Annotated in this window: 14 protein-coding genes; 3 read left to right on the top strand and 11 right to left on the bottom strand. The window is 40.5% G+C overall.

The window, feature by feature from the left end:
• The 6 genes from feoB to argF form a co-directional block, all read right to left on the bottom strand.
• The coding region (gene feoB / locus SCSH_RS04550; protein WP_057490711.1) for a ferrous iron transport protein B at positions 1-2049 on the bottom strand (2049 nt) is incomplete at its 3' end.
• Positions 2050-2055: 6 nt separating this feature from the next.
• Positions 2056-2520, bottom strand: coding sequence for a ferrous iron transport protein A (locus SCSH_RS04545; protein ID WP_057490710.1), 465 nt, complete (start codon positions 2518-2520; stop codon positions 2056-2058).
• A 395-nt stretch (positions 2521-2915) separates the two neighbouring features.
• Positions 2916-3650 carry an amino acid ABC transporter ATP-binding protein gene (locus SCSH_RS04540; protein WP_057490709.1) on the bottom strand — a complete coding sequence of 245 codons (735 nt, stop codon included), beginning with the start codon at positions 3648-3650 and terminating at the stop codon, positions 2916-2918.
• On the bottom strand, positions 3650-4333 hold the full coding sequence (locus SCSH_RS04535; RefSeq protein WP_057490708.1) for an amino acid ABC transporter permease: 684 nt from the start codon (positions 4331-4333) through the stop codon (positions 3650-3652). Before SCSH_RS04535 ends, SCSH_RS04540 begins: the two co-directional genes overlap by 1 nt.
• A 392-nt stretch (positions 4334-4725) precedes the next feature.
• Complete coding sequence (locus SCSH_RS04530; RefSeq protein WP_003089333.1) at positions 4726-4956, bottom strand: DUF1797 family protein; 231 nt, start codon at positions 4954-4956, stop codon at positions 4726-4728.
• A 76-nt stretch (positions 4957-5032) separates the two neighbouring features.
• Positions 5033-6013: an ornithine carbamoyltransferase gene (gene argF, locus SCSH_RS04525; protein WP_057490707.1), complete on the bottom strand. Its 981-nt coding sequence runs from the start codon at positions 6011-6013 to the stop codon at positions 5033-5035.
• A gap of 252 nt (positions 6014-6265) precedes the next feature.
• Between argF and SCSH_RS04520 the strand changes: the two genes are divergently transcribed.
• The 3 genes from SCSH_RS04520 (at position 6266) to SCSH_RS04510 (ending at position 9582) form a co-directional block, all read left to right on the top strand.
• A complete protein-coding gene (locus SCSH_RS04520; protein ID WP_057490706.1) occupies positions 6266-8530 on the top strand; it encodes an ATP-dependent Clp protease ATP-binding subunit in 2265 nt (754 codons plus the stop codon).
• A gap of 229 nt (positions 8531-8759) precedes the next feature.
• The gene (locus SCSH_RS04515) at positions 8760-9212 is read left to right on the top strand and encodes an NUDIX domain-containing protein (protein ID WP_057490705.1); all 453 of its coding nucleotides are present in this window, start codon (positions 8760-8762) and stop codon (positions 9210-9212) included.
• 67 nt (positions 9213-9279) lie between these two features.
• The gene (locus SCSH_RS04510) at positions 9280-9582 is read left to right on the top strand and encodes a DUF1827 family protein (protein WP_057490704.1); all 303 of its coding nucleotides are present in this window, start codon (positions 9280-9282) and stop codon (positions 9580-9582) included.
• Between the two features lie 140 nt (positions 9583-9722).
• On the opposite strand, the gene ileS is transcribed toward SCSH_RS04510, so the two are convergent.
• The 5 genes from ileS to SCSH_RS04485 all read right to left on the bottom strand — a co-directional run.
• Positions 9723-12515 (bottom strand): isoleucine--tRNA ligase, encoded by a 2793-nt coding sequence (ileS, locus tag SCSH_RS04505; protein WP_057490703.1) that lies wholly within the window; start codon positions 12513-12515, stop codon positions 9723-9725.
• Between the two features lie 302 nt (positions 12516-12817).
• Positions 12818-13618 carry a DivIVA domain-containing protein gene (locus SCSH_RS04500; protein ID WP_057490702.1) on the bottom strand — a complete coding sequence of 267 codons (801 nt, stop codon included), beginning with the start codon at positions 13616-13618 and terminating at the stop codon, positions 12818-12820.
• 10 nt (positions 13619-13628) lie between these two features.
• The gene (locus tag SCSH_RS04495) at positions 13629-14417 is read right to left on the bottom strand and encodes a YlmH family RNA-binding protein (RefSeq protein WP_057490701.1); all 789 of its coding nucleotides are present in this window, start codon (positions 14415-14417) and stop codon (positions 13629-13631) included.
• A 1-nt stretch (position 14418) separates the two neighbouring features.
• Complete coding sequence (locus SCSH_RS04490; protein ID WP_057490700.1) at positions 14419-14679, bottom strand: YggT family protein; 261 nt, start codon at positions 14677-14679, stop codon at positions 14419-14421.
• 1 nt (position 14680) lies between these two features.
• On the bottom strand, positions 14681-15020 hold a 340-nt coding region (locus SCSH_RS04485), incomplete at its 5' end, for a cell division protein SepF (protein ID WP_152972513.1).

The raw sequence follows: 15020 nt of genomic DNA, 5'->3' as shown, positions 1-15020 counted from the left end.
AGCCACTCCCGTCCAAAAGGAGAAAGGCTTGCCGTAAAAAAGGACCAAACCAAGCTGATACATCACCAGACTGACAACATAAGCTAGCCCTGTTTGAAAAGCAATGGCTGCTAAAGTCCATTTAAGGTTACCCATTTCCCGCTTAATGGCTCCGATAGCAGCAAAACACGGTGCACAGAGCAGATTAAAAGTTAAAAAGGAATAGGCCGCTAAGGCTGTATAATCTCCCTGAAGGCTAGCCCACAGCGAATGCGTTGTTTCTGTCGCATTGGGATTGTGGTAAAGAATACCAAAGGTCGCCACGACCGTTTCCTTGGCAGCAAGACCGGTAATAGCCGCCACAGTTGCCTTCCAGTTGCCAAAACCAAGCGGGGTAAAAATCCAAGCCAGTAAGTGACCAAGTCCAGCCAAAATACTGTTTTCTGTATCAACAGCCTGAAGGGCAAAGTTATAAGAACTCATAAACCAGATTAAAACGGTTAAGCTGAAAATAATGGTTCCTGCACGCTTGACAAAGCTCATAGCCTTACCAAAAGCATAGCGCAAGACAGCATCAGCCTTAGGCAGATGGTAGCTTGGCAATTCCATGATGAAAGGGCTGGTATAGCCGCCAAGAAAGCTTGTTTTCTTAAGCGCAATTCCCGATAAAATAATAGCAATCATTCCCATGAAATAGGCACTAGGAGCTACCCATGGATTATGCGGGAAAAAAGCTCCTGCAATCAAGGCAATGATGGACAGCTTGGCCGAACAAGGCATAAAGGTTGTCGTCATGATGGTGATACGCCGGTCGCGTTCATTTTGAATCGTCCGGCTGGCCATAATTCCCGGAACACCGCAACCTGTCGAAATTAGCATAGGAATAAAAGATTTACCTGAAAGCCCGAAACGTCTGAAAATCCGGTCCATGACAAAGGCAATCCGGCTCATATAGCCAATATCTTCCAAAATTCCCAAGCAAACAAAGAGAACAAAAATCTGCGGCAAAAAGCCAAGAACCGTTCCAACACCAGCCACAATACCATCAATGATCAGCGACTGCAGCCAGGCCTCTACTTTTAAACTCTCCAAAATTCCTGTTACAAAATCAGGAACATATTTGCCAAAAAGGACATCATTAACCCAATCGGTACCGATAGTTCCTACTGTTTGAATGGACAGATAATAAACCAAAAACATAACAGCCGCAAAAATAGGCAGGGCTAAAATACGATTGGTCACAATTTTATCAATCTTGTCAGATACAGACATCTTAAAGTCACTGCCCTGACTTTGTGCCATTTGACTGACACGCTCAATAAAAGCATAGCGCTGATTGATGACAATTGATTCAGAATCTTCTGTAAAGACTTCTTCTGTAATTTGAATAATGTCTTGAATTTCTTTCTTTTGAAAAGCAGATAAATTCAACTCTTCTTCAACCAAACGGTCGCGTTCAAATAATTTTATAGCGTAGAAGCGCTGAGAGCGCTCTGGAACCGTCTGACCAAGAATTTCTATAATCTGAGCAATAGCTGCTTCAAACTTAGCATCATAAATCGGATACTGAACGCTGTCAATACTGGCTTTAGTTGTTTGGCTGGCTTTTTTTACAGCCTTGTCAATTCCAATATTTTTCAAAGCACTAGTGGCAACAACTGGAACTCCCATCTGGTAAGCCAGCTTTTCAGCACTGATGGTTTTCCCTTGACTTTTGAGAACGTCACTCATATTGAGAGCAATCGTTACAGGAATACCTGTTTCAATCAGCTGAGTGGTCAAGTACAAATTTCTTTCCAAGTTGGTCGCATCAACCACATTTAAAATGGAATCCACATGATTACTGAGCAGATAATCACGCGCCACCTTCTCTTCAGGACTGTAAGGAGACATGGAATAAATCCCCGGCAGGTCCTGCACATTGACTCCCTTTAGCTTTCTGACCTGTCCGCTTTTACGCTCAACAGTTACACCGGGCCAGTTGCCGACACGCTGGCTGGTCCCAGTCAGTAAATTAAAAAGACTGGTTTTCCCGCTGTTAGGATTTCCGATCAAAGCAATTTCTGTCATTTTTTCCTACCTATCTATTTTTACAACACTAATCATCTGTGCTTCAGATTTTCTAAGAGTCAGTTCATAGCCACGCAGACTAATCTCTATCGGATCCCCTAAAGGAGCTACCTTACGAAGATAAACCTTGGTATGACGTGTCAATCCCATATCCATCAAGCGACGTTTAGCCTCATTGATAGCAAATATATTATCAATATAAGCAAATTCTCCTACTGGCAGCTCTGATAAAGGAAGCGTCTGTACAGCCTCCTGATGCTCACTAACATCGATCTTAGCTAAGATGGAATCATCAAAAGCAAGACGACTTGATTTCAACATAATAATAGCGCTGGACTTTGTCTTTGAGACTATCTCAACACGACAACCAACCTTCAGACCCAGATTGGAAAGGTGCCTCACACTATCTTCTGGTAAATTAATACTAACAATTTTATAGGGAGTATTTATCTTTGCTTCTTGTAAAATCAATGCCGCACCCTCCTCTTTTATGGGTTAGTTTAAAATTTTTCTGACCCCATTATAGCACATAAGCTGCCTTCCCTTCAGCAGTTTTGACAGATTAGAATCATTCCAAAAACCTTGATTTTATAGAAACAAGTCTTTTGATTGGGACAAAAAATAAGTCCAACAATGGTGAAAGGAAAACTTTCTGTGACCTTTCAATAAAAATCAAGAATAGACTAAGCAACGAGCTGAAAGCTGTACTAGGATAAGGCAAAGCGATGGCAACGACATTTTGGTTTTTGAAGAATATAAAAAATGTTACAACTTCAACAAAAAGAGGTACAAATAGCCATCATAGCTGCTTGCACCTTCTTTTACACATATTTACAGCGTCAAGATATAAGCTTCAATCGCTTTTATTACAAGACTTTTCCTAAAAAGTCCTTGGTTCTTTCTTCCTTGGTATTTTCAAAGACTTCTTCAGGTGTGCCTTCTTCAACAATGACACCGTCATCCATAAAGATGACACGGTCGGCTACTTCTCGTGCAAAGCCCATTTCATGGGTCACAATCGCCATGGTCATCCCTGATTTGGCCAAATCCTGCATGACACCTAGTACTTCTCCAACCATTTCCGGGTCAAGAGCGGAAGTCGGTTCATCAAATAAAAGAACGTCCGGGTCCATAGCCAAACCGCGTGCAATCGCAATACGCTGCTGCTGACCTCCCGAAAGACTGGAAGGATAAGCATCTGCCTTATCTCGCAAACCGACCTTGTCCAAGAGCTGGTAGGCCTTATCTTCTGCCTCATCCTTAGTGAGCCCCTTGGTTTTGATAGGCGAAAGCGTGATGTTTCCTAAAACAGTCATGTTAGGAAAAAGGTTGAACTGCTGAAAGACCATTCCCATCTTTTCACGCATCTTAAAAATATCATTTGATTTGTCTGTGATATCCACACCCTCAAAAGTAATGCTTCCTTTGGTTGGCACTTCCAAGAGATTCATCGTCCGCAAAAAGGTTGATTTGCCTGAACCAGATGGTCCAATGATTACCAGAACTTCTCCTTGTTTGATATCAAGGTCAATCCCTTTAAGTACTTCATTTTTCCCAAAATATTTATGCAGATTTTTAATACTGATAAGTGTTTCTGACATTAGCTGTCTCCTTTACCAAAACGGTTTTCAAGTGATTTGACAAGTGCTGACATCAATGTCGTCACCATCAAATAATAAAAGGCACCAAATAAAAGCGGAGTCAAAGGAAGATAAGTTGACGTTACAACTGACTGAGCGCCGTTCCACAGTTCCATAACACCGATAGTCTGTAAAAGCGAACTGTCCTTGATAATGGTGATAAATTCATTTCCTAAAGCAGGTAAAATATTTTTAAAGGCCTGCGGCAAAATAACATAGCGCATGGCATTGACAGGCTTAATTCCTAATGAATAAGCAGCTTCTAACTGTCCCTTAGGCACAGCCTCAATACCAGCCCGCACAATTTCTGAAATGTAGGCACCGCTGTTTAGTGACAGAACAATAATTCCTGGTAAAAGCCGTGAAAAATCCATATCCAAAACACCGAATTTAACAATAGGCATATTGGCAAAATGCAGAATAACGAAGGAAATCATGATCTGAACGACCATAGGCGTCCCGCGGAAAATCCACACATAAAACGACACCAGCCAATTTAATAATTTAATATTGCTGCGTTTAATCAAGGCCACCAGAACGCCGATAATTGTTCCAAAAAAAACCACACAGGCTGAAATCATGATGGTGACTAGCACTCCATAATTAAAGTAAGCCCAATATTTAGGTAAAAATGAAAAGTCCATAAGTTGCTCCTCTGAAATGATATGAAATATTATATTATAATTTGAATAAAAATACAAGCTATCTTTTTGGCTTTTTGCTGGGCGCTACAATTGATGAAATCTTGCTTACAGGCAGAGTATCAAAAGGCCTGTAAACAAAAATAAGACCTCTTAGTCTTACTTCATAGCCTTCTTGAACGGCCGTCACCTTCTACAGGACATTTTCAGAGCTTCAGTTCTAAAGGACTTTCCTTGAAGCCTAAAAAAATGAAAAACAAGATCAAATCGTATGCTCATAACCGTCTGGCAGACGGGTGCCTTAGCTTATCTTGTACTTATGGAAGCAAGACGAGCTAAAGTTTCATAAGAAAAAGGTTAGGATTTTCATCCCAACCTCCCGTGGTAATTTTATGCTAGTAAAGTAAATCGTAGATTTCCATAGCGATGAGATCGATACTGTCAAAAGTATAAGTCTCACGCGCAGCAACATCCCTAAGTGTAAACACAGGACCGTTTTCCGGATCATTATTAAATGAAACTTCAGCAACGACAGCACCATCACGTTCAAAATGACGCTTTAAATTACTGCTGTCAGTCGTCATCAATTCTAAACGATTAATAATTCTCACTAAATGTGATTCCATGGTATTCTCCTATCCGTTTTTTAACTCTTCTTATTTTAACACAAATAAGTCAAAAAAACAGTAAAATCATTCATTATTAGAGATTTTTTAGAGATTGGTACATAATTGCTTTAATAGAGTGAAGACGATTTTCTGCTTCTTTAAAAATAAACGGACTGTACTTCTGGAAAATATCATCTGTAATCTCGAGTTCTTCATAACCATACTGCTCATAGATGCTCTGAGCTATTTCTGTATTTGTATCGTGAAAGGCAGGAAGACAGTGCAAAACGATTGTTTCAGGATTGGCTGTTTTATCAAGTAAAGATTGGTTGATTTGATAATCCATCAATAAATCTATTCTTTCCTTGAAATCCACCTCTTCTCCCATTGAGACCCAAACATCTGTGTACAAAATATCTGCTCCCTCTACTGCAGCAGTGTCCTCTGTAATGGTAATGGTTCCTCCTGTTTGGTGCTGCTTAGCCAAGGCCACAATCTCTTCTTTAGGCTGCAGGTCTTTGGGAGCAATAATCTTCACATTAATTCCCAAAATAGCCGCAGTCACTAGTAAAGAATTGGCTACATTATTACGGCCATCTCCCAAATAAGCAAGAGTCAGACCGTCTAATTTTCCAAAATGTTCCTTGACCGTCATAAAATCAGCTATCATTTGAGTTGGATGCCAGATATCTGTCAAACCGTTCCACACAGGAACTCCCGAAAATTCAGCCAACAGCTCTGCACTTTCCTGTTTAAAGCCGCGGTATTCGATACCATCAAACATAGAACCTAAAACTTTAGCTGTATCAACAACAGATTCCTTTTTCCCTAGCTGTATCTCATTGCTGCCTAGGTAAGTCACATTCATCCCCAAATCCTGCCCCGCAACAGTGAAGGCACTTCTGGTTCTGGTTGAGGTTTTCTCAAAAATAAGAGCAATATTTAAGCCTTCCAGATATTTATGAGGAATTCTTTTTTGTTTTAATTGTTTAAACTGCTGGGAAAGGTCAATCAGAGCCTCCAGTTCTTCTTTCGTATAATCTATCTCTTTTAAAAATGATTTTGCTTGTGCCATTTCAAACTCCTTGTATTTTTATACTATATTTTTACATTTTTATTCATAATTGTCAAGCTTCTTTTTAAAATAATTTAGCAGTAGCCCTTATATTGCAAGAGCTTATCCAAACTTTTTCAACTGTTTAACTTTCAATCTTTTTACTTGATTTATGTTCAGATGGTGCTATAATTAATTTATAAAGTTTGACCATTATTGACCAAACGATTTAATGTTCAAATCTTGTATTCTATGACGAAAGAGGTAGTAATCATGCTCTGTCAAAATTGTAATTTAAACGAAGCAACGATTCACCTATACACGAGTATCAACGGCCAGCAAAAGCAAGTTGACCTCTGTCAGAATTGTTATCAAATTATGAAAACAGACCCTGAGAATGGTCTCTTGAAAAATCTTTCTCACCAAAATTCTTCACCTATCAATCCTTTCTTTGATGATTTCTTTGGGGATTTAAATAATTTCCGCGCCTTTAATCAAGATCTGCCAAACTCACCGCAAACTCAGTCAGGCAGCGGTAACGGCGGCCGCGGCAATAATCAGCGGCCTGGAGGCCCTCGTCAACAGGCGCCTCAAAGACCAAACGGTCTTCTTGAAGAGTTTGGTATCAATTTAACCGATATTGCCCGCAAGGGAGAAATTGATCCTGTTATCGGCCGCGATGAGGAAATTACCCGAGTCATTGAAATTCTCAACCGCCGGACTAAAAATAACCCTGTTCTCATTGGAGAACCCGGTGTTGGTAAGACGGCTGTCGTTGAAGGACTTGCTCAAAAAATTGTTGACAGCGATGTTCCTCAAAAACTGCAAGGTAAAAATGTCATTCGTCTTGATGTGGTCAGCCTCGTTCAAGGTACGGGCATCAGAGGGCAGTTCGAAGAACGGATGCAAAAACTGATGGAAGAAATCCGGCAGCGCCAAGATGTCATTCTCTTTATCGATGAAATCCATGAAATTGTCGGTGCTGGCTCAGCTGGTGATGGCAATATGGATGCTGGCAACATTTTAAAACCAGCTCTGGCCCGCGGTGAACTTCAGTTGGTCGGTGCTACGACGCTCAATGAATACCGAATCATTGAAAAAGATGCAGCCTTAGAACGTCGGATGCAGCCCGTTAAAGTTGACGAACCTAGCGTTGAAGAAACAATTACCATTTTAAAGGGAATTCAGCCTAAATACGAAGATTACCATCATGTCAAGTATACTGATGAGGCTATCGAAGCAGCTGCCAACCTTTCCAACCGTTATATTCAAGATCGTTTCCTGCCTGACAAGGCCATTGACCTCTTGGATGAATCTGGTTCCAAGATGAATCTGACCCTTAATTTTGTAGATCCTAATGAAATTGATCATCGCCTGGTTGAAGCCGAAAACTTAAAAGCTCAGGCAACCCGCGATGAAGATTACGAAAAGGCGGCCTACTTCCGTGATCAGATTGCCAAGTACAAGGAAATGCAGTCTGCTAAAATGGACAAAGAAAACACGCCAATTATTACAGAAAAGAATATTGAAGCCATCGTTGAGCAAAAAACCAACATTCCTGTTGGTGAGCTCAAAGAAAAAGAACAGTCTCAATTAATCCATCTGGCTGATGATTTAAAACAGCATGTTATCGGACAGGATGCAGCCGTTGACAAAATCGCTAAGGCAATCCGCCGCAACCGTGTCGGATTGGGAACTCCAAACCGGCCAATCGGAAGCTTCCTCTTTGTAGGACCTACCGGTGTTGGTAAGACCGAACTGTCTAAACAATTAGCTATTGAACTTTTTGGATCTGCGGACAGCATGATTCGCTTTGACATGAGTGAATATATGGAAAAACATGCTGTCGCTAAACTCGTCGGAGCTCCTCCGGGCTATGTTGGCTATGAAGAAGCTGGACAGCTGACAGAAAAAGTCCGCCGCAATCCTTACTCTCTCATCTTACTTGATGAGGTTGAAAAAGCCCATCCGGATGTCATGCATATGTTCCTGCAGGTTTTGGATGACGGCCGCTTGACCGACGGTCAAGGCCGCACAGTCAGCTTCAAGGATACCATTATTATCATGACTTCCAATGCCGGTACTGGAACATCTGAAGCCAGTGTTGGCTTTGGTGCCAGCCGAGAAGGCCGAACCAATTCTGTTCTCGGTGAATTAGGCAATTACTTCAGTCCTGAATTTATGAACCGATTTGATGGCATCATTGAATTCCAAGCACTAAGCAAAGACGGTCTGCTTAAAATTGTTGACCTCATGCTGGATGATGTCAACAACCGTTTAGCTGTCAACGACATTCATCTTGATGTTACTGATAAAGTCAAGGAAAAATTGGTTGATCTAGGTTACGATCCAAAAATGGGAGCAAGACCGCTTCGCAGAACCATTCAAGATCATATTGAAGATGCCATTACCGATTTCTATCTTGAAAATCCCGCTCAAAAGAACCTGAAAGCTGTCATGACCAGCAAGGGAAATATCACCATCAAGTCTGCCAATAAGGCTGAAACAGTAACCAACACCACTTCAGAAGCAGAATAAAGCTGTCATGTAAAAAAGGCTGAGACAAAAAGTTTTGGCCTTTTTTCAATGATTCTAATGACTTTATAAAACAGTATCCAAATCTAAAACAAAAGACACATCGCTGTGATTATTTGGCTGTGGCTTTTAACCCTATAACTTTTCAGCCACGGTCATATGACTAGGCAAGAAAACAGATTTTTAGTATAATAATAAACACTATTGACATGATGATTTGGGAGGGAAAACTATGAACCATCCAACTTTTGGCAAAAAAGCAGCAAATATTGATTATAAAGAACGTTTTGGTGTCTATGCTGTTATTCCCGACAGCAAGCAGGAGAAAATCATTCTTGTTCAGGCTCCAAATGGAGCTTGGTTTTTGCCAGGCGGTGAAATCGAAAAGGGAGAAAATCAGCTGCAGGCTTTAGAACGTGAACTTCTCGAAGAATTAGGTTTTACTGCCACCATTGGCAAGTACTATGGTCAAGCAGATGAATACTTTTACTCCAGCCACAGAGATACTTATTTTTACAATCCTGCTTATATTTATGAAGTCACTAGTTTTGAAAAACAAGGAAAACCGCTTGAAGATTTCAATCATCTAGCTTGGTTCCCCGTTTCAGAAGCTAAGGCCAAATTAAAGCGCGGCAGCCACAAATGGGGAATTGAATGCTGGCAAAAAGAGCACCAGAAAAACTAAATTCCCACAGCAATTCTTCTCAAATCATGCTATAATATTATTATGATATCACTACAGGAGGAAAGTTATGAGACTAATCAACACGACTAGCAGCCATAAGCGCTTGGTTAAAAATCAGCTTCAGCATACAGATGCAACGCTTGTTGAGACTTATTCAGCTGGCAACACTGACGTTATTTTTACTCAAGCCCCTAAACATTATGAACTCTTAATTTCAAATAAACATCGCGCTATTAAAGACAGTGAAATTGAAGCTATTCGAGATTTTTTCCTCAAACGTAAGATTGATCAAAATATTATTCTTTCGGATCAATTAAAAACTCTGCATACAGCCAATCTAATTGAGATTTCCATTCCAACAATTGACTAGAAGTTAGAACATCTTGTTTTTAGCTTCTTTTTTTATCCACTTAAAATGTTCAATAATTTCCTTGTTGAGTAAAGGTATTTTATATAAAAAAACTTGGGCTTATCCTCACTTGATTGAAGATAAGCTCCAAGTTTTTTTAGTTATTTACTTTCAAATCCCTGAGTAAGGGCTTCTGAGAAATTTTCTTCCAAAATAGTTGCACAGTGATCGCAAATAAGAACATTATAAGAGCGTTCTTTAACACTTTCATCCACACGGCGGCAGCGATCGCAAACCTGACCTTTGGCATGCTCAACAGCAAATGCGACATCTTCAAAAGCAAGTGCTGACTCAGGCGCTGCTTCTTGTGTCACCGTTAATTGTGATACAATAAGCAGCTGAGCCACATCGCTGTCCAGAGCTGTAAGAAGGGTCTGAACTTCTTCGCTTGCATAAATCGTCAAATGCGCTTCAAGCGATTTACCGATAACCTTGGCATTGCGGGCTTCTTCAAGAGCCTTTTGCGCGTGGTCACGAAGCGTCATGAAGGCATCCCATGTGTCCAAAATTTCATCCTGATTGACAAAATTTTGAGCCTCAGGCATTTCTGCCAGCTGTACAAACTCTTCTTTTTCATGCTCAAGATAAGACCAGATCTCTTCGCTGGTATGCGGCAAAATCGGTGTCAGCAGTTTGGTAATCTTGACTAAAATATCATAGAAAACAGTCTGCATCTGACGGCGAGCCAAACTGTCTGCGGCTTCAATATAAACCACATCTTTGGCAAAATCAAGATAGAAAGCTGACAAATCAACCGTCACAAAATTAACAACAGCCTTGTAAATAGCCATGAAATCATAGTCACGGTATGCTTGATTAATGGCAGCTACCAGCTTGTTAAACTTGATGGTCATGTACTTATCAACAGAGCGAAGGTTTTCAAAGGCAACCGTATCAGTATGCGGGTTAAAATCAGCTGTATTGGCCAGCAAGAAACGAAGGGTATTTCTGATTTTACGATAGGTTTCTGATACCTGTCCTAAGATTTCCATAGATACGCGGACATCGCTGTCGGTATCAACAGAAGCCACCCACAGGCGCAGAATTTCAGCACCGTATTGTTTGGCAACGTCATTTGGTGAAATAATATTGCCCTTTGACTTGGACATCTTTTCACCTTTGCCATCAAGCACAAAACCTTGAGACAGAACTGATTTATAAGGAGCATGCCCATTAACTGCAACAGAAGTAATCAAGGAAGAGTTGAACCAACCACGATACTGATCGCTTCCTTCCAAATAAAGGTCAGCAGGATAAGCCAGCTCTGGACGTGTATTTAAAACACCGTTCCAAGATGAGCCCGAATCAAACCATACATCCATGATATCTGTTTCTTTGGTGAATTCTCCGTTAGGCGATCCTGGATGCGTAAATCCTTGAGGAAGTAAGTCTTTGGCATCACGCTGCCACCAGACAACAGAACCGTATTCTTCAAACAAATCAGCAACATGATCCGTAACTTCCTTGGTCATAATGGCTGTTCCATCTTCTGCATAGAAGATTGGCAGCGGAACTCCCCAAGCACGCTGACGGGAAATAACCCAGTCACCACGGTCGCGAATCATATTGTAAAGACGTGTCTTGCCCCAAGAAGGATAGAAATTAACTTTGTCAATTTCATCAAGGATATCCTGACGGAATTTAGAAACCGAAGCAAACCACTGCGGCACTGCCCGCCAGATAATTGGCTTTTTAGTTCGCCAGTCAAATGGATAGGAGTGAGTAATGACTTCAGAAGCCAGCAGCAAATCTCCCAATTTTTCCTTGACTGTCGGCAGAACCTTATCATAGAACTGCCCTTCAAAATCAGGACCGGCATTTTCCATCATGATACCACGCTCATTGACAGTAACAGCTACTTCAAGACCGTATTTGATACCCACATTGTAGTCATCCTCACCAAATCCTGGAGCTGTATGGACAATTCCTGTACCAGAATCAAGCGTAACATGATCGCCGTTCATGACCAATTCTTCTACATCATCGTCCCATGGATGGGCTGTGACGATGCGGTCAAGTTCAATTCCTTTATAAACTGCCAGAGTTTCCGGATTTTCCCAACCAAAGCGCTCTGATAATTCCACAAGCAGAGCCTGCGCCACAACGAACTTACGTTCATCATTAGCAGGTTTTACCACAACATAATCCATATCAGGGCCAACTGTCAGACCGCGAGAGGCTGTAATGGTAAAAGGTGTTGTTGTCCAGACGGCAATATAAGTGTCCGTATCCAGAACTCCCTTACCATCCTTAACACGGTTGGCATAATAAAGTGAGGTTGACTCAATGTCATGATATTCGATTTCAGCCTCTGCCAAAGCAGATTCTGATGACCAAGACCAGTAAACTGGTTTGGCACCGCGATAGATGTAACCCTTGTCGGCCATGGCACCAAAGACACGAATCTGAGCGGCTTCATATTCAGGAACCAAGGTCACATACGGATTGTCCCAATCACCAGATACGCCCAAACGCTTAAAGTCTTCACGCTGCTTATCAACCTGACTTAAAGCATAGTCACGGCACATTTCCAAGTACTCAGCCAGATCAAGCTCTTTGCGCTTAACACCTTTTTTAGCAAGCACCTGCTCAATTGGCAAACCATGAGTATCCCATCCTGGAATATAAGGTGCCTTGAAACCAGACATTGATTTGGAACGTACAATAATATCCTTTGAAATTTTATTAAGAGCATGCCCTAAATGAATGTTACCATTAGCATAGGGAGGTCCATCATGCAGGAAGAAGGATGGTTTATTGGCATTTAATTCCTGACGTTTAGCATAAATGTCGGCTTCATCCCATTGTTTTTGCCACTGCGGCTCTTTGTTAGGCAGTCCCGCACGCATAGGAAAAGGTGTTTTACCAAGGTTAAGCGTTTCTTTTAATTTCATTGTAACTCCTTATTTATTTTTCAGTTCATTTGTAAAGGGATAGCTGATCTGTAAGAGCTAAGTCTTTGCTGATTTCTGAATAAAGTAACAAAAAAGAACCTTCATCAAAGGACGAAAGTTCGTGGTACCACCTTAGTTCAGATAGACAGCTGTCTATCCCTCTTGGCTTGTAAGGTAAGCTAAACCTCCTGCCCTAAAACTCATTCAGACAGGAACCAACAAAATGATAAGCCTAATCAAGGGAGTGCAGATCTTCCACCATCACCTGCTCGCTGAATCTATTCATTAAGCTTGTGTTTTTGTTATTCGTTAATATTTAATTTAAAGGTTTGCGTTTCATTCAAGTTTAACTCTTCAGGCGTATCAGGTGCCGTTTCATGAGTTGCTTCAATAATAATTGGTTGATCATTGTCAGCTCGTGTTTCTTCCAATTTCTTATTGCTTTCAGCAACTCGGCGCTGCAAATCTTCCATCTCTTCCGGAGTAAATTGACGAGTCACATCAATTGGCTCTGTATCAGTAGCATCTGGCACTGGTACATGTTCATCTAGAACTTGTTCAACAACTTCTTTAAAGGCTGCATCTGAATTTTGAACATAAACTGCTGTTGGCTGCAAAAGTTCTGTCCATTCTGAAGAATTAGCAAGAGCCAACTGACCTTCTACTATTGATAAGAGATGCTGATGGAACACACGGCTCTGACGCTTCAAATCTTCTGTTTCGACAGCAATACGTTTAGCTTCATCAGTAGCATCACGAAGAATTTCATTAGCTTTCGCTTTAGCCGCATCAACTAATTGCTGAGACTCATAAGTAGCCTTATTAAGGATATTAGTTGACTCTGTATTTGCTGATGCTTTCACTTTTTCAGCTGTTTCCTGAGCTAAAATCACAGACTGACTAAGCGACTCTTTCATTTCATCAAAGTAACCAAGTTTGTCTTCCAACTCTTTGATACGATTATCTTTTTCACGATTTGAACGTACCAATTCTTCATAGTCATCAACGACAATATCCAAGAATTCTTCAACTTCTTGGGTATTGTAGCCAAACATTTTTGTTCCAAAAGTTTTGTCTTTAATTTCAAGTGCTGTAATTGCCATTTTATTCTCCTTATTTATGTACGATTCGGTCAATGGTCAGTTTATGCTTTCCATGCTTTGAAAAACCATTATCTCTTTTTACAGTAAATCTCCCATAGCCTCTGACACTGATCAAACTGCCAACTTCAACTAGATGAGATACCTTAGGCTGAACAAGATAATCCAACTTAACCTTTTCGCTTTCAATTAATTTACTTGCCGTTCCCCGAGAAATCTTCAGAACTGCAGAAATAATTTTATCTAATCGCATACTTGATGCCAAAACATCAACTTCCTTAGTGTCGGACCAACTTTCCAGCTGTTTTTCAAAGGGTATTTCTTCAAAAACAACCGCTGCTCTTCCTATTTTACTTACTTGAGTGCTTAAATAGGAAACCATACTTTTTTCAACAAAGACCTGTGCGCGGTTTTCCTGAACCAAAATATCACCTAAAACATGACGTTCAATGCCTAATCTATTAATCAGGGTTCCCATAATCTGAGCATGCGTCAAGTGATTAAATTTACTATTATATTTAATTTCCAATAAGCTGATACCAAAATCCGCTATATCCAAATTATAGTAGGCCGGCGCTATCAGCAACCGAGCATACTCTGAAGGAATAAGATCCGAGCTGACGTAACATTTTAAGCTTGTCTGCCCTATGATACTCTTCATTACCATAATTTGTCTGGGATTTAAGAAATCCGTAACACAAAAACTATAGGTATCCTCTGCTTGTTTAATTAAATCATAAGTTTTTTCAATTAATTCTTGCTCTTCTAACTTAAAGTGCTGATAAATCTCTTGTTTTGCCATATTAAATAAGAAGATTAAATAAAAATTGTTTAAACAAATTCAAAAGCAAAATAATGATAATAATTGTAAAATCAAGTCCAGCGAATTGCAGATTAAAACGCCTGAAAGGCTTTATGACCGGTTCTGCAATGTCAACTAACAGTCTCCCAAGCCAAGTATCATAGGCATTGGGGAACCACGATAAAAGAGCATAAACAACCAGCAAGAATGAGTAGACTTCAATAACTCTTGCCAGAAGAAGCACAATATATACTGATATCATTTTAGCGTCTCTTCATATCGTAATTAAAGCTAACGTCCTGACCATTAGCAGCAAGACTCATTTCTTCAATATCAACAATAACATTGATCGGTGTCAACAGGTACATTGACGCACCAACCTTTTGCAGATTGCCTGCCAATACCTTACTCGCACCGTCAATAAAGTCTAGACAGCGACGAGCTTGCGCTTCAAGCATGTATTGAAAATCAATCAGCACACATTCATTTCTAATCAGCAAATCAACAATTTCCTCGGCATCCTCATATTTACGAGGGAATTTAAGAGCAATCGTTGTTTTTTCCTGAGAAGACTGCTGACTATTGTTGCGGCGGGTTGGCAGC

The sequence above is a fragment of the Streptococcus orisasini genome (genome assembly GCF_001431045.1).
In the GTDB taxonomy this organism is placed as follows: domain Bacteria; phylum Bacillota; class Bacilli; order Lactobacillales; family Streptococcaceae; genus Streptococcus; species Streptococcus orisasini.
This window is presented reverse-complemented; position numbering and strand designations above follow the sequence as displayed.